Annotated in this window: 23 protein-coding genes; 18 read left to right on the forward strand and 5 right to left on the reverse strand. The window is 38.2% G+C overall.

Annotated features, from left to right (window positions below; all coding sequences use genetic code 11):
* The first annotated feature begins 294 nt into the window (after positions 1-294).
* From M3225_RS17095 to M3225_RS17150, 12 genes are all read left to right on the forward strand, one after another.
* Entirely contained in the window at positions 295-1,668 is a 1,374-nt protein-coding gene (locus tag M3225_RS17095) for an amino acid permease (protein WP_251395618.1), read from the forward strand.
* A 172-nt stretch (positions 1,669-1,840) separates the two neighbouring features.
* Complete coding sequence (locus M3225_RS17100) at positions 1,841-2,533, forward strand: Crp/Fnr family transcriptional regulator (RefSeq protein ID WP_116073149.1); 693 nt, start codon at positions 1,841-1,843, stop codon at positions 2,531-2,533.
* Positions 2,534-2,568: 35 nt separating this feature from the next.
* Entirely contained in the window at positions 2,569-3,285 is a 717-nt protein-coding gene (locus M3225_RS17105; RefSeq protein ID WP_251395620.1) for a YjjG family noncanonical pyrimidine nucleotidase, read from the forward strand.
* A gap of 232 nt (positions 3,286-3,517) precedes the next feature.
* Positions 3,518-5,206 carry a gamma-glutamyltransferase gene (gene ggt, locus M3225_RS17110; RefSeq protein WP_251395622.1) on the forward strand — a complete coding sequence of 563 codons (1,689 nt, stop codon included), beginning with the start codon at positions 3,518-3,520 and terminating at the stop codon, positions 5,204-5,206.
* A 587-nt stretch (positions 5,207-5,793) separates the two neighbouring features.
* Positions 5,794-7,248, forward strand: a complete 1,455-nt coding sequence (locus tag M3225_RS17115; protein WP_251395624.1) for a glycoside hydrolase family 68 protein — start codon at positions 5,794-5,796, stop codon at positions 7,246-7,248.
* 97 nt (positions 7,249-7,345) lie between these two features.
* Positions 7,346-8,911: a glycoside hydrolase family 32 protein gene (locus M3225_RS17120; RefSeq protein ID WP_251395626.1), complete on the forward strand. Its 1,566-nt coding sequence runs from the start codon at positions 7,346-7,348 to the stop codon at positions 8,909-8,911.
* A 107-nt stretch (positions 8,912-9,018) separates the two neighbouring features.
* On the forward strand, positions 9,019-9,453 hold the full coding sequence (locus tag M3225_RS17125; RefSeq protein ID WP_013056263.1) for a ferritin-like domain-containing protein: 435 nt from the start codon (positions 9,019-9,021) through the stop codon (positions 9,451-9,453).
* A 302-nt stretch (positions 9,454-9,755) separates the two neighbouring features.
* A complete protein-coding gene (locus M3225_RS17130) occupies positions 9,756-11,216 on the forward strand; it encodes an MDR family MFS transporter (RefSeq protein ID WP_116073139.1) in 1,461 nt (486 codons plus the stop codon).
* Positions 11,217-11,844: 628 nt separating this feature from the next.
* Entirely contained in the window at positions 11,845-13,035 is a 1,191-nt protein-coding gene (locus M3225_RS17135) for a glycine C-acetyltransferase (RefSeq protein WP_116073137.1), read from the forward strand.
* A 37-nt stretch (positions 13,036-13,072) separates the two neighbouring features.
* Positions 13,073-14,032: an L-threonine 3-dehydrogenase gene (locus M3225_RS17140; protein WP_251395628.1), complete on the forward strand. Its 960-nt coding sequence runs from the start codon at positions 13,073-13,075 to the stop codon at positions 14,030-14,032.
* Between the two features lie 204 nt (positions 14,033-14,236).
* Positions 14,237-14,701 (forward strand): hut operon transcriptional regulator HutP, encoded by a 465-nt coding sequence (gene hutP, locus M3225_RS17145; protein WP_116073133.1) that lies wholly within the window; start codon positions 14,237-14,239, stop codon positions 14,699-14,701.
* Positions 14,702-15,059: 358 nt separating this feature from the next.
* The gene (locus M3225_RS17150; RefSeq protein ID WP_251395630.1) at positions 15,060-16,280 is read left to right on the forward strand and encodes an MFS transporter; all 1,221 of its coding nucleotides are present in this window, start codon (positions 15,060-15,062) and stop codon (positions 16,278-16,280) included.
* Between the two features lie 88 nt (positions 16,281-16,368).
* Here the strand turns inward: M3225_RS17150 and M3225_RS17155 are convergent, their stop codons facing one another.
* Both M3225_RS17155 and M3225_RS17160 read right to left on the reverse strand, forming a co-directional pair.
* Positions 16,369-17,598, reverse strand: coding sequence for an MFS transporter (locus tag M3225_RS17155; RefSeq protein ID WP_251395632.1), 1,230 nt, complete (start codon positions 17,596-17,598; stop codon positions 16,369-16,371).
* 11 nt (positions 17,599-17,609) lie between these two features.
* Positions 17,610-18,191, reverse strand: a complete 582-nt coding sequence (locus tag M3225_RS17160) for a TetR/AcrR family transcriptional regulator (protein ID WP_161553940.1) — start codon at positions 18,189-18,191, stop codon at positions 17,610-17,612.
* Between the two features lie 223 nt (positions 18,192-18,414).
* Here M3225_RS17160 and M3225_RS17165 point away from each other — a divergent pair, with 223 nt between their 5' ends.
* The 3 genes from M3225_RS17165 to M3225_RS17175 all read left to right on the forward strand — a co-directional run bounded on the left by M3225_RS17165 (position 18,415) and on the right by M3225_RS17175 (position 21,371).
* Positions 18,415-18,705, forward strand: a complete 291-nt coding sequence (locus M3225_RS17165) for a putative quinol monooxygenase (protein ID WP_116073127.1) — start codon at positions 18,415-18,417, stop codon at positions 18,703-18,705.
* Positions 18,706-18,929: 224 nt separating this feature from the next.
* The gene (locus M3225_RS17170; protein WP_251395634.1) at positions 18,930-20,369 is read left to right on the forward strand and encodes an aldehyde dehydrogenase family protein; all 1,440 of its coding nucleotides are present in this window, start codon (positions 18,930-18,932) and stop codon (positions 20,367-20,369) included.
* Between the two features lie 153 nt (positions 20,370-20,522).
* Complete coding sequence (locus tag M3225_RS17175) at positions 20,523-21,371, forward strand: MBL fold metallo-hydrolase (protein ID WP_251395636.1); 849 nt, start codon at positions 20,523-20,525, stop codon at positions 21,369-21,371.
* Positions 21,372-21,521: 150 nt separating this feature from the next.
* Here M3225_RS17175 and M3225_RS17180 read toward each other — a convergent pair whose 3' ends face one another.
* Entirely contained in the window at positions 21,522-21,758 is a 237-nt protein-coding gene (locus tag M3225_RS17180; protein WP_116073117.1) for a hypothetical protein, read from the reverse strand.
* Positions 21,759-21,929: 171 nt separating this feature from the next.
* Between M3225_RS17180 and M3225_RS17185 the strand changes: the two genes are divergently transcribed.
* The 3 genes from M3225_RS17185 to M3225_RS17195 all read left to right on the forward strand — a co-directional run bounded on the left by M3225_RS17185 (position 21,930) and on the right by M3225_RS17195 (position 24,247).
* The gene (locus M3225_RS17185) at positions 21,930-22,556 is read left to right on the forward strand and encodes a LysE family transporter (protein ID WP_057239602.1); all 627 of its coding nucleotides are present in this window, start codon (positions 21,930-21,932) and stop codon (positions 22,554-22,556) included.
* Positions 22,557-22,692: 136 nt separating this feature from the next.
* Positions 22,693-24,036 carry an amino acid permease gene (locus tag M3225_RS17190; protein ID WP_192997547.1) on the forward strand — a complete coding sequence of 448 codons (1,344 nt, stop codon included), beginning with the start codon at positions 22,693-22,695 and terminating at the stop codon, positions 24,034-24,036.
* 70 nt (positions 24,037-24,106) lie between these two features.
* A complete protein-coding gene (locus tag M3225_RS17195; protein ID WP_164797559.1) occupies positions 24,107-24,247 on the forward strand; it encodes a hypothetical protein in 141 nt (46 codons plus the stop codon).
* Between the two features lie 43 nt (positions 24,248-24,290).
* Here M3225_RS17195 and M3225_RS17200 read toward each other — a convergent pair whose 3' ends face one another.
* Both M3225_RS17200 and M3225_RS17205 read right to left on the reverse strand, forming a co-directional pair.
* Entirely contained in the window at positions 24,291-24,443 is a 153-nt protein-coding gene (locus M3225_RS17200; protein WP_013056278.1) for a YpzG family protein, read from the reverse strand.
* Between the two features lie 225 nt (positions 24,444-24,668).
* Positions 24,669-26,342 carry a ribonuclease J gene (locus tag M3225_RS17205; protein ID WP_116073113.1) on the reverse strand — a complete coding sequence of 558 codons (1,674 nt, stop codon included), beginning with the start codon at positions 26,340-26,342 and terminating at the stop codon, positions 24,669-24,671.
* Positions 26,343-26,489: the final 147 nt, after the last annotated feature.

Consider the following 26,489-nt stretch of genomic DNA (forward strand, 5'->3'; position numbering starts at 1 on the left):
CTCCTATGAAGTTTTTCTTTAGTATAGTACAAAAGCAATTATGAATGAAGCTAATTTTGAGAAAGTTGTTAACGAATGTTTTTAGTCTGTTCGGGTACATCATAATGGGGTGATAGAAAATAATGATAAGCACATTTTATTTTAATTATTAAAAAGTTTAAACTATGAAATATTTTACACAGAAAATTAAATGTAGTAAAATAATTCACTGTTACATATACCGAAAGATCTACCGCTAAAAAGTAGACTATAAAAAGTAGTCATTTGTAATGAGATGAAGAGAGGTTAGTCATCATGAGTAATCTGTTTGAAAAAAAAGATGTTAACAAGCTGTTAAATGAAAATGCAGCTAAAGAATCAACTAAGACGCTAGGTTTATTTGATGTTATTTTGATGGGAGTAGGAGCAACTATTGGGACAGGAGTTCTGGTTATAGCAGGGCTAGTTGCCGCCAGGGATGCAGGGCCCTCTGTCTCCATTTCCTTTGTTATTTCTGCAATAGCCTGTATTCTTGTTGCGCTGTGTTATGCAGAATTTGGTTCAGCTATTCCAAGTTCGGGAGGCGCATATACATACATATATGTTTCACTAGGGAAATTTGTAGCGCATTTAATAGGGTGGTCCATCGTAGGCTGCTATACGGTATCTTTAGCTTCCGTAGCGGGCGGATGGTCATCTTATGTGAATAATGTACTTACTGAATTTGGTATTAGGCTTCCTGAATCGTTCACGGCCATACCAAGCGATGGAGGTGTCATTAATCTTCCGGCGGTATTTATTGTACTGTGTATGTCGTTTTTATTAACAAGAGGGGTAAAAGAAAGTAAAAAAATAAATAACTTAATGGTTTTAATCAAGATAGGTATTGTTCTTTTATTTGTAGCCGTCGGCGTCTTTTTTATTAATACAAATAACTGGCACCCATTTACTCCTTTTGGTGTGAAAGGGATCTTTGCAGGCGCAGCTTCCGTCTTTTTTGCTTATAACGGATTTGATGCCATTTCTACTTCGGCAGAAGAAGTGAAAAATCCGCAAAGAAACTTGCCGCTAGGGATTTTGATTGCACTAAGTGTTTGTGCAGTCATTTACGTAGTAATTGCATTAGTATTAACAGGGATGGTTTCTTACAAAGAGCTAAACGTAGGCGATGCGTTGTCATATGCGCTCAATAGTGTAGGACAAGAATGGGTAGCGCTCATTGTATCTATAGGAGCGGTTATTGGTATTATGGCCGTCGTGTTTGCTTATTTGTTTGTTGTGCCTCGCATACTGATGTCAATGAGCCATGATGGATTATTGCCGTCTCTTTTTGCGAAAGTGAACCGAAAAAACAGCGAACCTGTCATATCCACATGGCTTGTCGGGGTGTTAGGCGCGATCGTAGCTGGTTTTGTTGATTTAAAACAGCTGGCGGATTTAGCAAATATGCTAGCGATTGTTACGTTTGCTGCAGTTTCATTTTCGATTTTGGCTCTTCGAAAAACTCAGCCTAACCTAAAGCGCGGTTTCAAAGTACCTTTTGTACCATTTATTCCAATTATTGCCATTCTTTGCTGTATCTTTCTTATGTTTAACTTATCAATGAAAACGTGGATGTATTCAATCGGCTGGATGCTGATTGGCGTCTTTATTTACGTTGGATACGGCAGAAATAAAAAGAGCGTTTAACAAAAAAGACTCTAAGCGAACGAGCTAGAGTCTTTTTTGTGTATATATTTCTCTTGAAAGTAATCCATGAACATAACGTAAAAATTAAAATTTTATTTGGGACATATGTCCTTTTTATTTTAGGAAGTGTTATTGTTTAATAAAAAGAAACCGTTATGATGGAGAGGAAAACATGAGGGGAATTACGAGTGAGAAACAGCTGATGGAGTATATAAATACTTATAAATTAGAGTCGGTTTTCAAGAAAGAGTTAATACCGCATTTGTCACTGTATGATGTCGAGGCCGGAGAACGTCTTTGTTCTCAAGGAGACGCGTCTCATTGTTTGTACATATTGATGAAAGGTAAGGTTAAAGTTTATACAATATCGCCCGAAGGCAAGACGCTTGTTCTTTCCTTTAAACAGCCTCTTGAAGTAATAGGCGATATTGAGTATGTACAAGGCGTTGATATTATGAATACGGTTGAAGCCGTTTCACCTTTAGTTGTTATCGGTATACCATACAAACGATTAAAACAATATGCCAGCAATGATCCACAGCTGCTGACGTTTTTACTGGAAATGCTCACAAAAAAGTTTTGTGCAAAATCGAACTCGCTAAGCTTTAATTTAATGTACCCAGTTGAAGTGCGGCTGGCTAGTTACTTGCTCTCTATTTTTTGTGAAGAATCGCATTTGGTTATGAACCAAAAAACAGAAAGCTTAAAAGATATAGCTAATTTAATCGGAACGACTTACAGGCATTTAAATCGTGTTCTTCAGAAATTTGTAGCGCAAGGAGTTATTGAAAAGAAGAAAGGCTCTATCATTCTCAAAGACAAGGAAAAACTGCGCTGTCTAGCAAACGACAATATATACGAATAGAAAAGTAATAGATTAGTTGAAGGGGAGAGAGAAGAATGAAAACATACCGAACGTTGCTATTTGACATTGATAATACGCTCTTAGATTTTAACGCAGCCGAAGAGCAGGCTTTACAGCTTCTTTTTGCTAACCATGATATTCCGCTGACTGAGGAAAGCAAAAAACGTTATAGTTTGACAAACCAGAGGTTATGGACAGCTTTTGAAGAAAATAAAATAAGCCGTGAGCAAGTTGTAAATACTCGTTTTTCTACTCTATGTAAAGAATATGGAATAGAGAAGGATGGAAAGCTACTTGAAGCAGAGTATCGAACGTATTTGAACAATGGCCATCAGCTAATTGACGGAGCAATTGAGTTAATTAAAAACCTGAGCAGTCACTATGAGTTATATGTTGTTACAAATGGCGTATCGGCTACACAATATAAGCGACTTCAAGATTCAGGTCTATATCCTTATTTTAAAGAAATATTTGTTTCAGAAGATACAGGTTTTCAAAAACCTATGAAGGAATATTTTGATTATGTTTTTTCACGTATAAAAGAGCTGTCCGTGCATGAAACATTGATTGTTGGGGATTCTTTGAGTGCAGACATTCAAGGCGGGCAGCTAGCCGGTATTGATACGTGCTGGTTTAATCCTCAGAAAAAAAAGAATGATACAAATTGGATTTCAACCTATGAAATAGGAAGACTTCAAGAGCTTTATGACCTGCTGAACGTAAATAATGAAGTAGCTTCAGTACAAGTGTAAAAGTGTATAAACGTTAGAAAATGCAAAAAGCGCTCAACCCTTTATTTAAATGAAAAGGGTTGGCGCTTTTTCTATTTTATGGCTTTCAAAGGCTTAACATACTCTAGGGATATCGGTCTACGAATGTGATGGCTTAAAGTAATCAATACAAATTTAAACAGTTTTAACTAAAAAACAATAGGGTATTTTACCAATATCCCAGATAAAGTAAGTAACTAGGAGGTCGTAAAAGATGATTAATGGAAAAAGTTTATCTCGTTCAGGAAAGAGTTCATATAGAAGAGAAACAGCCGTTGGAAAAACAGGAATGGTAGCCAGCGCTCATCCAATTGCAACTGACGCCGGAGAACAGGTACTAAGAGCCGGAGGCAATGCAATTGATGCGGCAATAGCCGTTCAGTTTGGCCTCAATGTTGGAGAACCGATGATGACGGGTATTGGGGGCAGCGGCTTTTTTATGGTATACCACAATGAAAGTAAAACAACTAAAATTTTTGATGGGCATTCTCAGGCTCCTAAAGCAGCTTATCCTGAAATGTTTCTGGATAAAAATAAGGAAGTTATTCCGTTTAGAAAGCGTTCTACGCATGCGACGGCAATCGGAATCCCAGGGATTTTAAAGGCAATGGAAGCAGCTCGTAAAGAGTATGGAACAAAACCTCTTGCTGAATTAATTGAACCGGCTGCCAAGGCAGCAGAAGCAGGGGTCGAAACAAACTGGGTTCTTGGAGATATTTTAAAAACATATGCCTATCGACTAGGAGAACATGCTAAGGAGCTATATTCTCCGAACGGCAAGCCTATACAAGAAGGAGATATGATTAATAAAAAAGATCTTGCTAAAACATTTCGTATTCTTCAAAAAAAAGGTGTTGAGTCTTTTTATGAAGGTGAAATTGCAGAAGCTATTATTTCAACGATAAAAGAGCACGGCGGTTTTATGGAACTGTCAGATTTGAAAGAATACCAGATTAAGATCGATGAGCCCGTGTGGGGAGATTATAAAGGATATCGAATTGCTTCTTCTAACATGCCTAGTGCAGGAGGGACTACCGTGCTGCAAATCTTAAAGCTATTAGAGGACTTCGATGTGGCTCAGTACGACGTAAAATCTTGGGAAAAGTATTATTTGTTTGCAGAAGCTATGCGTATTGCATTTTCAGATAAAATTGCATTCTCTGGAGATCCAGCCTACAGTGACATTCCATTAAAAGGGCTTTTAAATGAAGAATATATAAAGGAACGTCAAAAATTAATTAATTGGAAGCATAAAAATGAGAAAGTTGATTTCGGCAACCCGTGGGATTATGAGAAAGGCCAAAAAGTGAACGTTGTGCGTCAGCCTTATGAACCTGAACGTGAGCTTAGTGAAACAACTCACTTCACGGTAGTTGACCGCTGGGGCAATATTGTCGCTTGTACATCAACTGTGGAACATCCTTTTGGTACAGGAATTATGGTTAAAGACCATGGATTTTTACTCAACAACGAGCTTACTGATTTTGATGCTATTCCTGGAGGGTTAAATCAAGCGGATGCAGGAAAGCGTCCGGTTAGCTGTAAAAGTCCAACCATTGTTTTTAAAGACAACGAACCTGTACTCACTTTAGGGTCTCCAGGTGGACCAACCATTGTAGGGTCTGTGTTTCAAACGCTTATTAATGTCTTAGACTATGGAATGGATATAAAAGAAGCGATTGAAGAACCAAGAATTTTTAATAGTACAGGATCACTTATCGGTTGGGAAGCCGGAGTGGGTATGAATGCCAAAGGAGAACTAGAAGCCATGGGATTTAATTTTGGAGATGAGCCATTCCCAATCGGAAATGTTCAAGGTATTCAAATTGATAAAAGAAACGGCCGTTTATTTGGAGCAGCTGATTCCAGCCGTGAAGGAAAAGCAACTGGCTTAGACTCTTAATATTTAAAAAATGCATCATACGCTCTCCCTTTTGTAAAAAGGGAGAGCGTATGATGCATTAAAAAAGATAAAAATGAGTAGGTAAAAAGAAGGAATATTTTTTTCTGAAAACATACTTTAGACCTTTATTATTATCATCCTAATCTCCAGAAAGAAAAAAGAATAGAACGTTTTCATGTCCGAATAATAAAAAAGAGTACTGGTTTTTCAAGAGATTGATGAAAACAGAATGGTCGGAAAGTATAAAAAAAGGAATAGCGCTTTCAATGCCAGAAAGATAGAGTATTTAATCGTGTAAAAGGTATAAAACGCAACGGCTGGAAATCGTGGTTTGGAATGTAAAGAAAGCCGTACACTTTTTTTGGAAAAACGGTTACATGAAAAAGCCCCTTGTACGTAAACTTTGGTCCTAGTTACAGCTCAATAAAAAAGATAAAAATGAGAAATAGCTACATTTGGCATGTTTGACTTTCGTCATTTATCCAAGTAATCTTTTGGTTGAACGGAACCGGTTCTGTTTTCGAGTTTTTGATAGCTAATTGAATTAATAAATTTATATTCTTTACTAACCCAAAAGGAGAAAACATATGAAAATGAAACGAGTTGCTAAGCATACAACTGCTGCTACATTGGCTGCAGCCCTACTAGTAGGCGGGGGATATCAAACATTTGCTAAAGGAAATGACAGCAAAGACTTTAATAATAGCTATGGAATTTCGCATATTACTCGCGATAATATGGTGAAAATTCCACAGCAGCAAAACAGTGATCAGTTTAAAGTTCCTGCTTTTGATGAATCAACTATTAAAAACATTGCTTCCGCTAAGGGAAAAGATGCATCAGGAAATACAATTGACTTAGATGTATGGGACAGCTGGCCATTACAAAATGCTGACGGAACAGTGGCGACTTATCATGGATATCAAATTGTGTTTGCCCTAGCAGGTGATCCAAAAGATTCGAATGACACGTCTGTTTATCTTTTCTATAAAAAAGCTGGAGACAAATCTATTGACAGCTGGAAAAACGCTGGAAGAGTGTTTAAAGACAGCGATAAATTCGTTCCGAATGATCCGCATCTTAAAAGCCAAACGCAAGAATGGTCTGGTTCTGCCACGTTAACAACAGATGGTAAAGTTCGTTTATTCTACACGGATTATTCAGGTAAACAATACGGAAAACAAACGTTAACGACAGCTCAAGTGAACATGTCTCAGCCAAACGATAATACGTTAAAAGTTGAGGGAGTAGAAGATTACAAGTCAATCTTTGATGGTGACGGAAAGATTTATCAAACGGTTCAGCAGTTTATTGATGAAGGCGGTTATGACACAGGGGATAACCATACGCTAAGAGATCCTCACTACATAGAAGACAACGGACATAAGTACCTTGTTTTCGAAGCTAACACTGGAACAGAAGATGGCTACCAAGGTGAAGACTCTCTATATAACAGAGCATACTACGGAGGAAACAATCCTTTCTTCCAATCTGAAAAGAAAAAGCTTCTTGAAGGATCTAATAAAGAAAAAGCTTCTTTAGCAAACGGGGCTTTGGGCATTATTGAGTTAAATGATGACTATACGCTCAAGAAAGTAATGAAGCCGCTTATTACATCAAACACAGTTACAGACGAAATTGAACGTGCAAACATTTTCAAAAAAGGTGGAAAATGGTACTTGTTCACCGATTCTCGCGGATCTAAAATGACGATTGATGGAATCGGACAAGATGATGTGTATATGCTAGGGTATGTTTCAAATAAGTTAACAGGAAAATATAAGCCTTTAAATGATACGGGATTAGTTCTTCACATGGATTTAGATCCTAATGATAAAACATTTACGTATTCTCACTTTGCCGTACCGCAAACAAAAGGTGATAATGTCGTTATTACAAGCTACATGACAAACAGAGGCTTTTATGAAGACAACCACTCTACATTTGCACCAAGCTTCTTAGTAAATATTGACGGTTCAAAAACATCTGTTGTAAAAGATAGCGTTCTTGAGCAAGGTCAGTTAACAGTAGATGAAGACTAAGCGTTTTGCAATAGCAACAAAAGAAAATGGTGATTGTAATCACCATTTTCTTTTGTTTTATTCGGTGTAGACAAAAAAAGAGAAAGGTGGGGTTTGTTTGAAGAAAAAAGGTGCTTATAAATGGATAACGCTTGTCGTTCTTTTAGTTGTAATAGCTGGACTCATTATAGCAGGCGTATCCAAAAAAGAGGATACACAAGACCAAGGAAAAGAAAAAGGGAATAAAAGTGAATCTACCTATCGTCCAGTGTATCATTTTAGTACGCCTGATAAATGGAAAAATGATCCTCAAAAGCCCATTTATTTTGACGGAAAATATCACTACTATTACTTATACAATCATGATTACCTTAAAGGGAACGGGACGGAATGGCGACATGCAACGTCTAAAGATTTGGTTCATTGGAAAGATGAAGGAGTAGCTATTCCAAAGTATACAAATAAAAATGGCGATATATGGTCCGGCTCCGTTGTAGAAGATAAGGAGAACACAGCAGGCTTTGGTAAAGGCACAATTGTAGCTATTATGACCCAGCCTTCTGCCGATGGACAAAAGCAAGAACAGTATCTATGGTATAGTACCGATAGAGGAAAAACCTTTAAATCATATAGCAAAAATCCTATCATGCCTAATCCAGGCACCAAAGATTTTAGAGATCCCAAAGTCATATGGGATAATGAACATGACAAGTGGGTGCTCGTCATGTCAGAAGGTGAAAAAATCGGATTTTATGAATCTTCTAATCTAAAGGATTGGACGTATACAGGAGGATTTGTAACCAAAGATATTGGCATTACAGAATGTCCAGACCTTTTTCAAATGAAGGCAGATGACGGGACAATCAAGTGGGTTCTCGGGACAAGTGCGAATGGAAAAGAAAGCGGAAAGCCAAACACCTATGCTTATTGGACGGGAAATTACGATGGAACAACATTCACTCCTGATATAGACGAGCCACAATGGCTAGATCATGGCTTCGATTGGTACGGAGGAGTCACTTTTAAGGACGGTAAAAATGAGGATTCCTTAGAAAAACGCTATGCTTTTGCATGGATGAACAACTGGGATTATCCAGATGAGACGCCAACGATGAAAGAAGGGTTTAACGGATTCGATTCAGTAACCCGTAAAATTACGCTTTCGAAACAAGACGACGATCAGTACAGTCTGTTATCACAGCCTGCCGAAGAATTAAATCAGCTAACTGATTCAACAAATTCTCTTAAACAAGTAGAAGTAAATGGGGAGAAAAAGTTGAAAATAAAAGGCGAAGCTTATCAGCTTGATACAGATATTTCGTGGTCGGATGCAGAGAATGTAGGCTTAAGACTGCGAGAGTCTACAGATCAAAAGCGGCATATTGATGTGGGGGTTTTTGCAAAAGATAACGTTTCTTATGTGAATAGAAGCTATAGTAATCAGCCTGATCAAAGCAAAAAGTATGTGGAAAGCCGCAATTTTTTTGATGCAGGCAAGAAAAATGTTCATTTGAAAATATTGGTAGACAAAACGAGTATTGAAGTCTTTGTTGATGATGGAAAAACAGTGCATTCTAGCGAGGTATTTCCGCGTCACAATGACCAAGGAATTACGCTTTTCTCCCAAGGAGGAACGTCTTTCTTTAAAAATATAGAAATCAAACATTTCCGATCCATTCAGTAAATTCCCTATTTTTAAAAAGAAAGAGCAGAATATCACCTTGTTATGGTTTAGGACTAGTTAAAAAGGGTACATGTCTACTAACAGCAAATGAAAGGGTGTTTATTCAAATGGAAGAGAAAATGAGACAACTAATAGAGGGACTTAATACCGATTTAGCGGGTGAATATTCGGCGGTTATTCAGTACACTTACTATGCGTCTACAGTAACCGGCCTAGAATATCAAATTTTAAAACCTTTCTTTGAAGGAGAAATTCCTGATGAGCAAGGACATGCCCTTTATTTATCAGAAAAAATTAAAAACCTTGGCGGTGAGCCAACAACAAAGCCAGCTGAGGTGAAGCATGTCTCAAACGTGACGGAAATGCTTAAAGAAGCGAGCAAGGCCGAAAAAGAAACTATCCAGCGCTACGAAGAGCGAAAAAAGCAAGCGGAAGAGTTAGGATTAACAGAGCTTGTTGTAAAACTTGAAGATATGATTGCAGATGAAACAAATCATATGGAAGAAATGGAACGTTTATTAAAAGATCCCCGACTAAGTTAATCATACAAAATACGTAAAAAGCATCCCGTAACATCTGTGACGGGATGTTTTTTTATGATTTGAAAAAGAGATAAAACATCGTTTACGCATGTTTCTATAATTGAGAGTAAAGTCATATTTTTGAAATTCTCTATCGCTTTGAAAAATTTTATAGTAAAATAATTATTTGGCTGCATATGGCAGTAACTATATGCGGAGCATCACATACATATAAAGGCTAAAAGGGTATAAGTATATTGAAACCGCTTTTATCTTCTGTAAGTAAAACGATGGTGTGCCCGCAGTTGCAAGGAGAGAAAAAGATGAGGAAACGAATCATGACAGCGCTGCTGCTTGTCACTGTTTTAGCTGCAATGGAAGGAACCATTGTCAGTACGGCTGTTCCAAGAATTACAAGTGATTTGTCGGGTATTGAGCTAGTTAGCTGGGTATATGCCATTTATATGCTAACAACCGCTGTATCCACACCTATATACGGAAAGTTAGCCGATCTATTCGGCCGCAAAAAAGTTATGCTTGTTGGAATCATTATTTTCGTAATCGGATCTATACTTTGCGGACTTAGCCTTTCGATGCAACAATTAATTGTCTATAGAGCTATCCAAGGGCTAGGCGCCGGGGTAGTTATGCCGCTTACAATGATTATTATTGGCGACCTGTATGAAGAAGCAAAAGAAAGAGCCAAAGCGCAAGGATGGATTAGCGCAGTTTGGGGAGTTGCTGGAGTTCTCGGGCCTCTTCTTGGAGGATTCTTAGTAGATACGCTGTCTTGGCGCTATATTTTCTTTTTAAATATACCGTTTGGACTAATGGCTTTTGTTGTTCTTCTAGTAAACTATAAAGAAGAAGTGGTGAAAGAAAAACGCTATATCGATTACATTGGAGCGGTGACGTTTTCAGTTGGAACAATTGCATTTTTATACGCGCTTTTAACCGGAAGTCAGCATCAAAACTGGGGAGATCCGATCATTATAGGATTATTTGTTCTAGCTGTTCTTACATTCATTGGCTTTATTTATATCGAAAAGAAATCGCCGGAACCTCTTATTCCGCTTGAGCTGTTTTCTATTCGAAGTGTATCTGTTATAAACTTATTAACACTTCTTGTCGGATCAGTAGTTATTAGTATTACTGTTTACCTTCCAATTTGGAGTCAAGGAGTGATGGGAAAAAGTGCAACCGCTGCCGGTTTTGTGTTAATGCCTATGCCAGTATGCTGGACAATTGGTTCATTGCTTTCAGGGAATTTAGTAGGACGTCTTAAAACGCACTCTATCCTTACGCTAGGCACGGCAATTGTAAGTACGGCATGTTTTATGCTGTTTTTAGTCTCAACCCACTCACCTGTATTTTTAATTTATGTAGCCGTTGGGGTCCTTGGTTTAGGAATGGGGATTATTACGCCTATTTTTATGTTAGTTATTCAATCAGCGGTCCCAGCTAGCAAAAGAGGGGTAGCGGTGGCTCTTAATACGTTTACAAATACATTTAGTCAAACACTAGGTTCCGCAGTGTTTGGTACAATCTTTAACTTAGTGACGCTTTCACAAGCGAAGAAATTAGGGCAAGAAAATTTGAATGCTTCGTTTGAGACAGGCGGGGTACCAGCAGAAGAACTGTCAAAGCTGAATGAAATTCTTGCATCAGGTGTTCACATTATTTACAGTGGAACGTTTTTAGCTGCTTTACTAAGCTTTGCTGTCTCATGCTTATTAGTAAAAAACGGACATAAAAAAATAAAGAACATATCTATGCAAAAGTAACGGAAGAGGCTGGGACAAAAGTATTTTAGTTGAAGGACAATCCGAACGAGTTTGATTAAGAATCAAACTCGTTCGGATTTTTTCATTGGTATGGTGAATGTAGGTTTCATGTATGTAGTTGCTTTTAGCCGTTGATTGGAGGGAAAGGTGAAGACTTCTGCGGGAAAAGCGGAATAGGTGAGACCCCGCAGAAAGCGAAGTCTTGCACGGAAATCAACAGCGGTGGAACAAGCGATCCGTACTAGCTTATTTATCCAATTTGTTCGTCTTTAGATTCGGTTGATTTAGTTATGTCTCAGTCCCTTTTTTTAAAGAACTATCAAAGAGAGAAAAGAAAAAAGATATTGTCTAATAACGTTCCGGAAAACTCGTTAACAGAAGGAAGAATCTTTATCCGTACTGAAACTTTTGTCTTTTTTTTGTTTTTTTAGTATGGACATTTACCTGGTTGTTTATTATTATAAATTCTATAAGTACGGAATTTTAAGCGTTTTCAAAAGAAACATTTGTCTTTCTCAGGAATACACTTTGTTTTTAACTCATATACTATAAGTGCTTAGATTAATCTTTTAATGGGGAAAAGAGAAGTTTATAAGAAGCGTTGAACGATAATGAGGAGGTATGGAAGATGACAAGCAGACGTTTAAAAGAATTCTTGAATAATAATTTAGAAGATTTAAAAGATAAAGGGCTATACAACGTTATTAATCCGGTAGAGGGACCAAACGGACCTGTTATTCAAATTGACGGAAAACAATTAATTAATTTATCTTCGAACAACTATTTGGGGCTTGCTACAGATGAAAGGCTTATTAACGCGTGCAACGAAGCCACTGAAAAATATGGAGTGGGAGCTGGAGCTGTCCGAACGATTAATGGAACTCTAGATATTCATATTAAGCTAGAGGAAAAGCTTGCGGCGTTTAAGCATACAGAAGCAGCTATAGCTTACCAATCTGGCTTTAACTGCAATATGGCAGCCATCTCCGCGGTTATGGATAAACATGACGCGATTTTATCAGATGAGCTGAATCATGCTTCAATTATTGACGGATGTCGGCTATCAAAAGCAAAAATTATTCCTTACAAACATTCGGATATGGAAGATCTTCGTGCAAAAGCAGGCGAAGCACAAAAGGCCGGTGCCTATAATAAAATAATGGTAATTACCGACGGTGTATTCTCAATGGATGGAGACATTGCTAAGCTTCCGGAAATTGTGGAAATCGCAGAGGAATTTGATTTAATCACATACGTAGATGATGCTCACGGGTCGGGCGTATTAGGTAACGGTATGGGCACAGTCAAACATTTTGGCTTATCTGAAAAAGTAGACTTCCAGATTGGAACCTTGTCAAAAGCGATTGGAGCTGTAGGTGGATACGTAGCCGGAAAAAAAGACTTAATTGACTGGCTAAAAGTAAGAAGTCGTCCATTTTTGTTCTCGACTGCTATTACACCAGGTACGGCTGCTGCATGTATTAAAGCAATTGAAATTCTAAGCACAAGTACAGAGTTGCAGCATCAAATGTGGGAAAACAGTCGTTATTTAAAGCAAGGATTAAAAGAGCTAGGCTTTGATATTGGAGAAAGTGAAACACCTATCACTCCGTGCATTATAGGAGATGAAAATCAAACTCAGATTTTTAGTGAGAGGTTAATAGAAGAAGGGGTATACGCTAAATCAATTGTTTTCCCTACCGTTCCAAGAGGAACAGGACGCGTTCGCAATATGCCAACGGCTGCTCATACAAAAGAAATGTTAGATGAAGCACTTCGCATCTATAAAAAAGTAGGCAAGGAAATGAAATTAATCTAAATGTTTGATCTAGGCAGTACACGAGGAGGATATTGAGATGAAAAAAGTATTAATAACGGGTTCTCTAGGACAAATCGGTTCTGAATTAACGACGAAAATGAGAGAGATGTATGGTTCAGAAAATATTATTGCCACTGATATTCGCAAAACGACGAGCGATGTCGTGACTTCAGGCCCATTCGAGATTTTAGATGTAACGGATCAGACTGCGTTATTTACGATCGCCCAAAAACATAAGGTCGATACTATTATTCACTTGGCTGCGCTGTTATCGGCGACAGCCGAGCAAAAGCCGCTTCTAGCGTGGAATCTAAATATGGGTGGATTAGTAAATGCGTTGGAAGTAGCGCGTGAGCTAAAGTGCCAATTTTTTACTCCAAGTTCAATTGGTGCATTTGGTCCAACGACTCCAAAAGACTGGACCCCGCAGGATACGATTCAACGTCCTACCACGATGTATGGTGTTAATAAAGTAGCGGGTGAATTACTTTGCGATTACTACTATCATAAATTCGGAGTAGATACACGAGGGCTACGTTTTCCAGGCTTAATTTCATACGTAACACCTCCAGGTGGAGGAACAACGGACTACGCTGTTGAAATTTATTATGAAGCAGTTAAACATAAGCGCTATACGTCTTATATCGACAAAGGAACATATATGGATATGATGTATATGCCTGATGCATTAAATGCTGTTATCCAACTAATGGAAGCAGACGGTTCTAAGCTGAAGCACCGAAATTCTTTTAACGTTTCTGCAATGAGCTTTGATCCAGAACAAATGGCAGCTGAAATCAAAAAAACGATTCCGGAATTTGTGCTGGCTTACCAAGTAGATCCTGTTCGACAAGCAATTGCTGAAAGCTGGCCTAACCATATAGATTCCAGCTGTGCGAAAGAAGAGTGGGGATTTAAAGCAGAATATAACCTAGAAAAAATGACGAGAGAGATGCTGGGAAAGTTAAAAGTTGAATCACAGCTTGTCTTAACGTAAGTAGAGAAAAATGATTTCTTCTACGAAAATAAAGTAAGCGCTTACTAAAAAAGAATGCTTATTTATGTAAGTTCTGCTTCATAACAGTGACAGTACACATAGACCTCCTTATTCTTTAAGTAAGCGCTCGTTTGTTGAATAATCCGAACCCTTTTAGGGACCGTCTGTTAAAATAATAAGGGGATAGAAGGGAGGGAATGACAGTTGAGCAATAAATTTCAACAAGTTAACGATTTTTCAATGGGGAGATTAACATCTTTACTCGTTCTTTTACATAATACGGAACTAGTTGAAGGTATTGAAAAGGAAATTAATGAAAGAGGATATAGCTACACAGTAGGAAAAGTAGGAGCAATGGAACTTTCTAAAGTCGTGGCGGCAATTGAAACGAGTGCCAAAACAAATAAAATTATTAATGCCCAGTCGTATCGGGAAGTTCATGCTCTTTATCATGCTATACTTGAAGCGATTCAAGGAGTTAGTCGAGGAACGCTGCAGCTAGGTGATATTTTACGGACAGTAGGACTCACATTTTCAATCGTGCGCGGAAAAATTGAGTTCTCAGGAAAAAGCGACGAATGGATTAGCGTTTGTGTGTATGGAACAATAGGTGCGCCTAAAAAAGGCTTTGAGCATGATACATTAGGCTTTGGTTTTAACCATATTTAAAAAGTAATTGACGAAAGATGATGACAGTAAAAAGCGAGTAGTAGATGTACATAGCTGTTTTAAAGAGAATATTTTTCTTATTGAAAGCTTTTTTGCGGCGTGTTAATATAATGATTAATATAATAACTGCCTTTAAGACGGTCCAGAGAGGCCGAAAAGGACGGATAACCTGTTTACTGCTTCTATGCCTATCTGTGCCCTTTTGCCCTCTGCGACAAAAGGGCTTTTATGCGTTACTTACCTCTTTTAAACGAAGTCCAGAGAGGCTTCAAAAGAGAATGGACATATGTTATTTATCCATTCCTTCAAAAAAGAAAGAGCGTTGATACAGAAAGAATACAGTGGAGGGTGGAACAACATGAATTATCGTAACAAGACAGTTGTAGCATCAGTAGCAGGTTTGACGTTAGAAGGGATGGACATTATGTTTATCTCGTTTGCTATGTCAATGATTATTGCTGAATTTCACATTGATTTAGCAACAGGTGGACTTATTTCTTCTATTACAAATATAGGAATGCTCATAGGCGGCGTAATCTTCGGAATTTTAGCAGACAAATTTGGAAGAGTGCGGATTTTCACCTACACGGTTCTTCTATTTGCAGCCGGAACTGCATTAACAGGTTTTGCAACAACTGTGGAACAAGTGTATGCCTCACGATTTATTGCCGGAATTGGCGCCGGAGGAGAGTACGGGATCGGTATGGCTCTTGTAGCAGAAGCGTGGCCGAAACATAAGCAAGGACGAGCTTCATCTTATGTTAGTATTGGCGCTCAGTTTGGAGTTATTCTTGCGGCGCTTTTAAGTTCTCTGATCCTGCCGATTTTCGGATGGAGAGCTCTGTTCTTTGTCGGAATCATACCCGTCATTTTCGCTTTTATCGTACGAAAAAATTTAAACGAATCTCCTGAGTGGCTGAAAGCTCAAAAAGAGAAAACAGCAGTTGTTAAAAACAATGGTAAGCTTCGTCAACTATTTGCTACGCCTAGGACAACGATGACGACTATTTCTCTGGCAGTGATGGCTACCGTTCAAATTGCAGGCTATAACGGACTCATGATATGGCTTCCGTCTATGCTGCAGCAATCACAAGGGCTGTCTGTTTCAAGTTCAGCTCTTTGGACAATCAGTACAGCCGTTGGAATGATTATAGGCATGTTAACATTTGGTCAATTTATGGACCGATTTGGCTCTAAACGTACCTTTGGAATTTTTCTTCTTGCTTCAGCTTGTGCGGTATTTTTATACTCTTATGCAGAAGGAAGTGCAGGGCTACTTATAGGAGGAGCTGTGGTCGGATTTTTTTCAAACGGAATGTTCGCAGGATACGGAGCATTGATAAGCAGCCACTATTCAGTAGAGGTTCGCAGTACTGCAACGAACACCATTTTTAACTTTGGGCGGGCGTTGGGTGGATTATCACCAATTCTTGTCGGATATCTTTTGCAAAGCTATGATATGACGGTAGCGATGACGTACTTGGCAGGGCTGTACTGTATTTCGTTTGTTTTTATGGTGAGTCTTAAAAAAACGGAAGAAAAGAAAGTGAAACAAATGAAAGCTCAATCTGTTCTTTAAAATGAAACATAGATTCTATGTTTTTCTGCAAAAACCGCCCTTACTCAAAAGGGCGGTTTTTTGATTATATAAAAAATAAGACGAGATATTATATGGTTGTTTCTTTTACAGGTGCTTCATTAACTTCTACTGACGTGGCTGCAGGCGTTTTACTTCTTATAAACATCGAAGCACCTAGTCCGATTACTAGCACAAATGCTAATGATTCAAAGGCAAGTCGGAAGTGTCCGGTGCTAATTAAATAAACGGCTAGAACAGGACCCGAGCTTGCGCCTAAAAATAAAATAAAAGCATTAAAGGATACGGCACTTCCTCTAGACGCACCGCCCAATTGATTAATCAGTGAAATCGTAATAGGCGTTACAATCGCAATTCCTGCTACAAAAATGACGCTGCTGATCACCATTAATACTACGCTTGGGCTCAGTCCCAGTCCAATCAGTCCTATGATGGCAATCACGAGCCCGCCTCGAAGAATAAATTCAGTCCCCATTTTCATAGCAAATCGTCCTGTAAACGGTGATAAAAGCATCCCAACAATGCCTACAGCACGGACAAGAAGAATTTGTTGATCTGTTAAGCCCCACTTTGGAGAAGATAAATAGCTTCCTAGAAGTGTATACATGCCAACAAGTGTTAATAAGAGTGTAAATGTAATAAAAAAAATAAAATTTAACTGTTTTTGCTTAAAGAGATTTTGCATTTGTTTAAATTTCAGCCATACGCTTTCCTTTGCCCGAGGAAGGTCATCTTTTGGAAGAAATAGAATGATCAATACGCTAGAAACAAGATAGACCCCGCCAAGCATTGAAAAAATAGCATGCCATCCGAATAATCGGTTGATAACGCCGCTAAATACTTGTCCTGCCACGCTTGCCATTAGCAAGCCAGAGCTGATGAATCCAAGAGCTGTTACTCGTTTATGTGCAGGAAACATCTCAGCGGTATATACAAACGAAATCGGAGCAAAGGCTGCTGCAATAATTCCTTGAAGAGCTCTAAGGAAGATTAATCCGCTAAAATTAGGAACGAGGCTGATAAGAAGCGTCACGATGGTTAGCAAACTAATACTACAGACAAGGAAAATCTTGCGTCCGTGTTTATCAGAAAATGGACCGTAAATTAAGCATCCCAGCGCATAGCATAGAGAAAAGGCGCTGCCAATCCACGTAGCTTGATTTGTTGAGATATTAAAATACGTTGTAAACATTCCGGTAAGTGGAATCGTAACGTACATACTCGATAGGATAGCTAATCCGCACCAAAATAAAATAAGTGTAATAAATGCATAGTTTTTATGATGACTCAGTTTTTCCATGATGTCTTTTCCTACTTTCTTTCATCACTAGAGCATAAAATACTGGTGATGATATGATCGACTAAATTTGTAATAAAACGTTCGTCTGGTTCTTGGTTGTATATCAGAATGCGAAAATAAATAGGGCCAAGAAGCATATCTAAAATAATATCAGTGTTGAGATCCGGTTTGATCTCTTTTCTTTTGATAGCTGCTTCTAAAAATAAGGTTGCATCTCTTCTTCGAAGTGTGAGGAAAGACGTGTAAAAAGATTTGGAAATTTCTTCGTTTTCCACAATGATAGCGAGCATTGAGCGCCCAATCTTTGAACTGAAAACAGAAGCGAGGTTTGTGAGCTGACGCTGAAAATTTGAGCGTACGGAATCTTCTATGTCAAATTGGAAGCGTGAAGCCGTATACATAAGAAAAGCATCAAGAACTAAATGTGCTTTTGTATCCCACCATCTGTATATGGTTGTTTTGCCGGCTCCTGCGTGGGCCGCAATGGCTTCAATTGTAAGAGAAGGATAACTTGTATTTTCTAACACCTGTAGAGTCGACTCTAAAAATTTCTCTTTATTTCTAGGTTGCTTGGAAGGTTTTTTTTCTTTCATTCTTGAACTCCTATCTTTATTTAAAAAACGATACGTATCGTGTCGAATTATATAGAGTATAGTATTCTTTTTCAAGACTTTGTTTCCTTCGAAATTCCTCTTCTTTGCAGAAACCGATCCTTTTGCATGTAATAAAAGAATATATGCACTATCTATAAAAATATTTATCGATAAGCACATATTTTTTTATGGAGAATATTTTTTAAAGAAATGAGGAAAAACGATGTCAGAAATTATTATTAACGCCATTTTGCAAGCTAAGCCAGGAAAAGAAGAAGAACTTCGATCAGAGTTAGTAAAAGTGGTTGAACCGTCAATAGGAGAAAATGGATGTATTCAATACACTCTCCATCAAGACACGGACAAAACTGGCACGTTTGTTTTTTATGAGAAATGGAAAAGCAAAGAAGATGTTGAAGCTCCTTTTGAAACACCTCACTCTAAGCAATACAGACAGCAAACTGAACCATTAATTGAAAGCAGAGTGGTACATCGTTTACAAGAAGTACGTTAATGCATAAACACCGTTCGTATACGAACGGTGTTTTTTTATATACAGAGTTAAAAAGTTGCAGAGGAAAAATAGTTTTAGCTATGAAAGAGTGATTGGAAAAAAGATAAGAGGCAGTGAAAGAAATAAAAATAAAATAAGTGGTGTTTGAGAAGCAGACAGGCGGGTAGACAAAAACTAGATAACATAGTTCAGCAATTAACAAACTAAAAGGAGAGATCAAATCAATGCGTACAAATTTAAAACACTTTATTAACGGAGAATGGGTTGAATCAACAGGAAATGAAACGACAGATGTGATCAATCCTGCTACTGAAAAATCAATCGGTAAAATTAGCTTAGGTACAAAAGAAGATTTAGATAAAGCCGTAGCAGCTGCTAAAGCAGCCCTTCCAACATTTTCAAGAACAACAAAAGAAGAACGAATTAAAATGCTTCGCAATATCGCAAAAGGGTATGAAAAGCGTAAACAAGAGCTTATTGAAGTCATGACTGAAGAGCTTGGCGCTCCTTTAAAGATTTCAGAAGAAGTTCACTATGAAATGGGGCTTAGCCACTTTAAAGAAGCAGCTGATGCACTTGAAGATTATACATTTGAAAAAGATCATGGAAGTTACAAGGTCGTGAAGGAGTCTATTGGAGTAAGCGGACTTATCACACCATGGAACTTCCCAACAAATCAAACGTCTACTAAAATTGCAGGAGCTATTGCAGCAGGAAGTCCAATGGTATTAAAACCATCAGAACTTACACCGTATGCAGCGATGATATTAGCGGAGATCATTGATGAGGCCGGTGTGCCAAAAGGTGCCTTCAACCTTGTAAATGGAACGGGAAGTACAATCGGTGATGGCATTAGTTCTCACCCAGATGTTGATTTTGTATCTTTTACGGGATCAGGTGCCGTAGGCGAAAAAATTATGCAAAATGCTGCTAAAACAATCAAAAAAGTAGCGCTTGAACTAGGTGGGAAATCACCGCTAGTCGTATTAGAGGATGCGGATGTAGGAGAAGCGGCTAAAATAGCAGTTTCACACATCGCAATGAATACAGGACAAGTATGTACGGCAGCAACACGTATTATCATTCCTGCCTCTATGAAAGAAAAATTTGAAGAAGCAGTGAAAAAGATTCTACCATCATTCCCAGTGGGAGATCCGTTAAATAAAGATAACGTAACTGGACCACTCGTAGCAGAAAAGCAGTGGGACCGCGTACAGGATTATATTAAAAAAGGAATAGATGAAGGTGCGACGCTTCTTACTGGCGGAACGGGCAAGCCAGACGGCCTAGAGACAGGTTACTTTGTTAAACCAACAGTCTTTACTGACGTTTCAAATGATATGGTTATTGCACAAGAAGAAATCTTTGGACCTGTAACAACTATTATTACGTATGATGATCTAGAGCAAGCTCTTGAGATTGCAAACGATACAGTTTATGGACTTGCAGGCTATGCGGTCGGAAAAGACCAAGAAACACTTGACTATGTTGCTAAAAATATTAGAGCTGGTCAAATCATCGTCAACGATGCCGAGCAAGACAGAGCTGCACCGTTCGGTGGATTCAAACAATCTGGTATTGGACGCGAGTGGGGAGCATTTGGTATCGAAGAATATTTAGAGCCAAAAGCGATTATGGGCGTCAAAGTTCCAGCAAAAGTATAATTGATGTTAAAAAAGAAAGGAGTTTTTCTCCTTTCTTTTTTTTATGGGTACATAAAATAGAGCCATTTAAAAAAAGAATAACGAAAGCAAAGGTGGATAGCATAAACGTGTATCACGCATATGAAGTGAGATGATAAAGGAGGGGATTATAAAGTGAATAGGGATATGCACGGAAGTTCATCAACAGAAAGTTTTATTCCCATGAGCTCTATAGCCAGTGGAAAAGGAGTCGAAGTGACGCCGGATATCTACAGCTATACTACACAGATTGTTAACGTATGTTTTATAGGAAACCCAGCCAAAGACGATCGCTTTGTCCTTGTTGATGCAGGAATGCCTAACTCGGCTTCTATGATTATTAAAGAGGCAGAGGAAAGGTTTGGAGAAGGGAAAAAACCAAAAGCCATTATTCTTACACATGCACATTTTGATCATATTGGAGCCATTATTGAACTAGTGGAGAAGTGGCAAATACCGGTATATGCACATACACTTGAACTTCCATATGTGACGGGTAAAAAAAATTATCCCACACCAGATGGCACAGTGGAAGGCGGGCTTGTAGCAAAGCTTTCTCCACTATTTCCAACGGAAGCCATTGATTTAGGCTCTCATGTGCAAGCTTTGCCAGCCGACGGCTCTGTACCTTATATGCCAGAGTGGAAATGGATTCATACCCCTGGTCATTCGCCAGGACATATTTCTCTTTTTAGAAAGCAAGACCTTGCGCTTATCGCGGGAGATGCTTTTGTTACCACTAAGCAAGAATATTTGCTGGATGTATTGGAGCAAGAATTGGAAATTAGCGGTCCTCCTCGTTATTTAACTACCGACTGGGCGTCTGCAAAAAAATCCGTTGAACTGCTTCAGTCACTGCATCCATCTGTAGCGGTGACAGGACATGGAAAACCAGTTTCTGGCGAATGGCTTTCAACCAATTTATCACAGCTTGTTAAAAACTTCGATACAATTGCTCGTCCCGATTACGGAAAATATGTATAAGAATATATAAGAATAAAGGAATGATTTTAATCTTTATGCATGATCTTAAAAGCTGCGGGTGAAGATCAAAAGCTCTAAGAACTCAGTGAGTTCTTAGAGCTTTTTTAGTTTTTTCGTATAAAAGTAAAAAAACAGTTGTTATTACCCTCATTAAAAATTTTGTTGAATAGCCTGCTGTGCTTCGCGTAAATGTCTTAAGTGTTCTTCCATTCGCTTTAATTCTTTATCACCAGACGCCTGTTCTTTTTGTTCATTAATTTGTTGCTGAACCATATTCAAATGCATTTGAGCTTTTTGAAAATTGGCTGCATCCAAATTCATCTGCCCTTGATAAACAGCCTGTTCAGCTAATTGTAATGCTTCTTTAATATGAGTGTATGAATTCATGCTTCTCATCCTTCTGTATAGTATTTACAGTTAACATGCGCTGGTTTTTCGTAGCTATACAAAAGGATTTAGAAATAAAATAAAAATTACGTAGTACAAGCTAAGTCGGCTGCATACATTTATCATAGTTAAATTTATGAAATCTCAGAAATAATGGAGGAAGGGATGTATGTGGGGGCTTTTTTTAGCTATGTATTATTAGGACTTTCGTTAGCCGCGCCAATTGGCCCAATTAATGCAGCGCAGCTTGATAAAGGAATTAAAAACGGTTTTTTGCATGCCTGGTTCTTAGGAATAGGAGCAACATCGGTTGACGCTCTTTATATGCTGGTGGTTTATTTTGGCTCTGTTCATTTTTTAAGCAGCGACTTTATGAAAACGTTTCTTTTTTCGTTTGGCTGCTTCGTATTAATTTATACAGGTATTGAAGGGTTAATGAGTGCAGGGAAAATTACACAGCATAGAAACGCAAAAGGAGATTCGGTATTAAAGTGTTTTTTTTCAGGCTTTTTAATTTCATTAACAAACCCGCTTACCATTCTTTTTTGGCTTGGAATTTATGGCTCTGTTTTAGCCAAAACAGCTAATACATACGAAACAGAACAGCTCATCTTATATAGCTGTGCTATTTTTACAGGGATTTTGGCCTGGGACATTGCTATGGCAGCTTTAGCAAGCACTTTTCGAAGGTACTTAGCCGCGACGTTTTTGACTGTCGTGTCCGTTGTATCGGGGTTATCTTTAATAGGATTCGGTATATATTTCGGCTGGCAAGCTGTACAGCAATTAATCATTTAAAAGAATAAAAAGCAGCGCTGAATTTAAAGTGTTTTTTGTATGCTTGGAAATTAAAAAATGATAGAAAAGGTGTGTCTCTTTACGCATAAATTTTTCAAACTATCACACACTACATCGAGGTGTAAGGAGTGATAGTATGAAAAAGAAAATAGGCTGCGGAAGTCAAGTTGAAGGGAAATTAAAATGGTGGCAGCTGTCTTTAATCGGAGTAGGGTGCATAATCGGTACAGGCTATTTTTTAGGGTCAAGTATTGCAATAAAAGCCACGGGGCCCTCTGTATTAATTGCTTTTTTACTAGCAGCATTATGCACATTTATTGTATTTGACGCACTTGCTAAAATGAGTGCTCAAGATCCTCAAAAAGGTTCGTTTCGCTCCTATGCTAAAAAAGCTTATGGAAGATGGGCAGGATTTAGCAGCGGATGGGTGTACTGGAGTTCAGAGATGCTGATCATGGGGAGTCAGCTTACGGCTTTATCTCTTTTTACGCGTTTTTGGTTTGAAGGTATTCCACTGTGGGTGTTTGCATCTATTTATGCTGTTTTAGGCATTGCTGTTGTATTAATTGGGACAAAAGGTTTTGAACGAATGGAAAATGTGTTTGCCGTTACAAAAGTGGCTGCTATTTTAATGTTTATTGTATTAGCTAGTCTCGCTTTATTTGGATTTCTTGACGAAGGTGCCAAACAAGGGGTGCCACGAACGATGAGTGAAGTATTTCCTCACGGATTTTTAGGTTTATGGGGCGCTTTGCTTTATGCCTTTTATGCTTTCGGCGGCATCGAAGTCATGGGGATCATGACCGTTCGTTTAGAAAACAAAGAAGATGCACCAAAAGCGGGAAGAAGCATGCTTATTCTCCTTGGAATTATTTATATCGCTTCACTGAGCTTAGCTATTTCAATTGTACCTTTTCATGATTTTCATGGAAATCAAAGCCCGTTCATAACGGCTTTAGAAACATATCATCTTCCATTTTTTCCTCATGTTTTTAATGGAGCAATGATTGTTGCCGGTTTTTCAACGATGTCAGCGTCTTTTTTTTCCGTAACGACAATGATTGTCACTCTTTCAGAAGATGGAGATGCTCCGGCATTGTTTTCAAAACAAAAAAAGAAAAAGCTACAATTTCCTTTACCGGCTTTGCTTTTAACAACAGCGGGATTGATTGTTTCTATTGTTCTTTCCTTGCTATTGCCCGGGAAAATTTATGAGTACATTACAACAGCAGCTGGACTGATGCTGATTTATAACTGGTTCTTTATTTTAATTTCTTTTCATCGCTTAATCAAACAAACTGTTTGGGATAAAGTAAAACAAGCTATCGGTATCTTGTTAATCCTATTAGCAGTGAGCGGCACACTGTTAGAATCAGCAAGCAGACCAGGTTTCTTTGCAAGTTTATGCTTTTTAATTGTTATAAGTCTTGTTATTTTAAAACTGCGCCATAAGTGGAAAGAAGAAGAAGCGGCTAGCTAACATATATTTAATCTTTATGAGGAACACTATGCACGTTATACAATTATAAAGATAAAAGGTGGTTTTAATCATGCCAAAAAACAAGCAGACTCCTTCTTCACAAGTAGATCAAAAACAAGTAGTAAATGACAAGGCAAAAGCGCTACGAGAAAATAATTATGAAGACGGTCATATTCGTAAGATAACTCAAAGCGGGGCAGACGGCCAATAACAAAAAAAGACGCGTTCGCGTCTTTTTTTGTTGAAGTATATCCTTACCAACGATGAGCTTTTGCATTACTTCGCAAGATGATGTTCGTTTGAGACATCTCTGTATGTCCATTTACTTGGGACTTTGAACGCTTCGGTCTCGTCCAGTTGTGGCGGAATAGTTCTGAATGCTGATCTACTTGATTTTTATCATTCATCATAATCACCTCAAGGATAGGATACTTTCATAAGATATTTACGGTGAAATATCTCTCTTATAGAATGGGGCAAAAAAGAAGAAATACACCTAACACTTTTAACCATACATATAAAAGGAGGGCCTATTCATAAACTATAAAGGGCAATTTCTTACTTTGAGTTAAGCTTCGGATTTATCAAAAAAACTGCCTTAGTGGGGACTAAGGCAGTTTTCGTTTAAGTAATCAAACTTCAATGATGATAGGAAGAATCATAGGTCTTCTTTTCGTTTGATTATATAAAAATTGGCCGAGTGTTGTCTTTATTTCTTTTTTCATAATATTCCATTGGTGAACGTGAGCTTTTTGTAATTGATTTACGACCTTGGTCACTTGCTGATTAATATCTTTTAATAACTGCTCTGAATCTCTTGCATAAACAAAGCCTCGTGAAATTGTGTCTGGACCAGACACAATTCTTCCTTCCGCTTTATTTAGAGTGATAACAATAACTAGCATGCCATCTTCGGAAAGCTGTTTGCGGTCGCGTAAAATCGCGTTGCCAACATCTCCAATGCCAAACCCGTCTACATATACATTGCCTGCAGGGATTTTTCTTGTTTGAAAAGCTGTTCCGCCCTTGATGTCAACAATATCGCCGTTATTTATAATGAAAATGTTCTCTTTTTCCACCCCTACGGATTCTGCTAATAAGCTGTGGTGATGAAGCATTCGAAACTCACCGTGAATTGGGATAAAATACTTCGGTTTCATCAATGTAGCCATTAATTTTAATTCTTCTTGATAGCCATGTCCTGATACGTGCATACCTGTTGCGCTTCCTGAACCATAAATCACATGAGCCCCGAGTGTGAAAAGACTGTCGACAATACGAGAGATATTACGTTCATTGCCCGGAATAGGCCCTGCTGATAAAATGACCGTGTCTTCAGGAAGAATTTCTACTTGTCGATGATTTCCGCTGGCTAATCTAGATAAAGCGGCCATCGGCTCACCTTGACTTCCAGTGCAGAGAATAGCGACTTGCTCAGGGGCAAGTGAATGTACTTCATAAGGCTCAATTAGCATCCCATCAGGAATGGTTAAATACCCTTTCTCTAAGGCGACAGATACGACGTTAACCATACTTCTTCCTAGCAGCGCAAGTTTTCTGTTCGTTTTAATCGCAGCATCTACAATTTGCTGTACTCGGTTAACATTCGAGGCGAAAGTAGAAATAATCACTTTTCGTTTAGCTTTACGAAAAGCCTCTTCTACATGTTTGCCAACTAGCTTTTCCGACGGCGTAAATCCAGGGCGCTCAGCATTTGTGCTTTCTGATATTAAAGCCAGTACACCTTCACTGCCGATTTTCGCCATTTTATGAAGATCTGGATATTGGTCGTTAACAGGAGTTAAGTCGAATTTGAAATCTCCCGTATGCACAACTGCTCCTTCAGGGGTATGAAAAACAATACCCAGACAATCTGGAATGCTGTGGTTGGTCTTAAAAAAGGATAGTGGAATATCGCCTAATGTAATTTCTGAGTCTTCATTAATTTCAATGAGCTCCGTCTCAGCAGATAATCGATGCTCCTGAAGTTTAATATCGATTAATCCGAGCGTAAGGCTTGTTGCGTAAATAGGGAGATTTAATTGTTTTAAAAGATAAGGAATACCTCCAATATGATCTTCATGACCATGAGTAACAACCAATGCACGAACCTTTTCTTTATTTTCTTGCAAGTATGTAATATCAGGTATAATCAAATCAATTCCCAATAAACTTTCGTCAGGAAATTTAGAACCGCAGTCAACAACAATGATGTCGTCATCATATTGAACTGCATACATATTTTTTCCTATTTCATTGATGCCGCCTAAAGCAAAAATGGATAGTGTGTTTCTATTTGTACTCACAGTTATTTCCTCCTATATTGTCAAAATGGATATATACGGTTTCTACTCTTAGTATGAACATTAATCCCTGGTGCATTCTGTTAAATATGGAGAATTTGTTTTTTATTCAATATGAGGTTAAAAGCAAGAAGAAAAATAGGTTATTTT

It is taken from the genome of Priestia aryabhattai (assembly GCF_023715685.1).
Lineage (GTDB): Bacteria > Bacillota > Bacilli > Bacillales > Bacillaceae_H > Priestia > Priestia aryabhattai_B.

Bases quoted from the DNA above. Each gene is read 5' to 3' on its own strand.
- M3225_RS17170 (WP_251395634.1), top strand. From the start codon at position 18,930: ATGCGTACAAATTTAAAACACTTTATTAACGGAGAATGGGTTGAATCA.
- M3225_RS17165 (WP_116073127.1), top strand. From the start codon at position 18,415: ATGTCAGAAATTATTATTAACGCCATTTTGCAAGCTAAGCCAGGAAAA.
- M3225_RS17105 (WP_251395620.1), top strand. From the start codon at position 2,569: ATGAAAACATACCGAACGTTGCTATTTGACATTGATAATACGCTCTTA.
- M3225_RS17135 (WP_116073137.1), top strand. From the start codon at position 11,845: ATGACAAGCAGACGTTTAAAAGAATTCTTGAATAATAATTTAGAAGAT.
- ggt (WP_251395622.1), top strand. From the start codon at position 3,518: ATGATTAATGGAAAAAGTTTATCTCGTTCAGGAAAGAGTTCATATAGA.
- M3225_RS17160 (WP_161553940.1), bottom strand. From the start codon at position 18,191: ATGAAAGAAAAAAAACCTTCCAAGCAACCTAGAAATAAAGAGAAATTT.
- M3225_RS17200 (WP_013056278.1), bottom strand. From the start codon at position 24,443: ATGAATGATAAAAATCAAGTAGATCAGCATTCAGAACTATTCCGCCAC.
- M3225_RS17095 (WP_251395618.1), top strand. From the start codon at position 295: ATGAGTAATCTGTTTGAAAAAAAAGATGTTAACAAGCTGTTAAATGAA.
- M3225_RS17100 (WP_116073149.1), top strand. From the start codon at position 1,841: ATGAGGGGAATTACGAGTGAGAAACAGCTGATGGAGTATATAAATACT.
- M3225_RS17155 (WP_251395632.1), bottom strand. From the start codon at position 17,598: ATGGAAAAACTGAGTCATCATAAAAACTATGCATTTATTACACTTATT.
- M3225_RS17190 (WP_192997547.1), top strand. From the start codon at position 22,693: ATGAAAAAGAAAATAGGCTGCGGAAGTCAAGTTGAAGGGAAATTAAAA.
- M3225_RS17115 (WP_251395624.1), top strand. From the start codon at position 5,794: ATGAAAATGAAACGAGTTGCTAAGCATACAACTGCTGCTACATTGGCT.
- M3225_RS17125 (WP_013056263.1), top strand. From the start codon at position 9,019: ATGGAAGAGAAAATGAGACAACTAATAGAGGGACTTAATACCGATTTA.
- M3225_RS17130 (WP_116073139.1), top strand. From the start codon at position 9,756: ATGAGGAAACGAATCATGACAGCGCTGCTGCTTGTCACTGTTTTAGCT.
- M3225_RS17140 (WP_251395628.1), top strand. From the start codon at position 13,073: ATGAAAAAAGTATTAATAACGGGTTCTCTAGGACAAATCGGTTCTGAA.
- M3225_RS17180 (WP_116073117.1), bottom strand. From the start codon at position 21,758: ATGAATTCATACACTCATATTAAAGAAGCATTACAATTAGCTGAACAG.
- M3225_RS17195 (WP_164797559.1), top strand. From the start codon at position 24,107: ATGCCAAAAAACAAGCAGACTCCTTCTTCACAAGTAGATCAAAAACAA.
- M3225_RS17150 (WP_251395630.1), top strand. From the start codon at position 15,060: ATGAATTATCGTAACAAGACAGTTGTAGCATCAGTAGCAGGTTTGACG.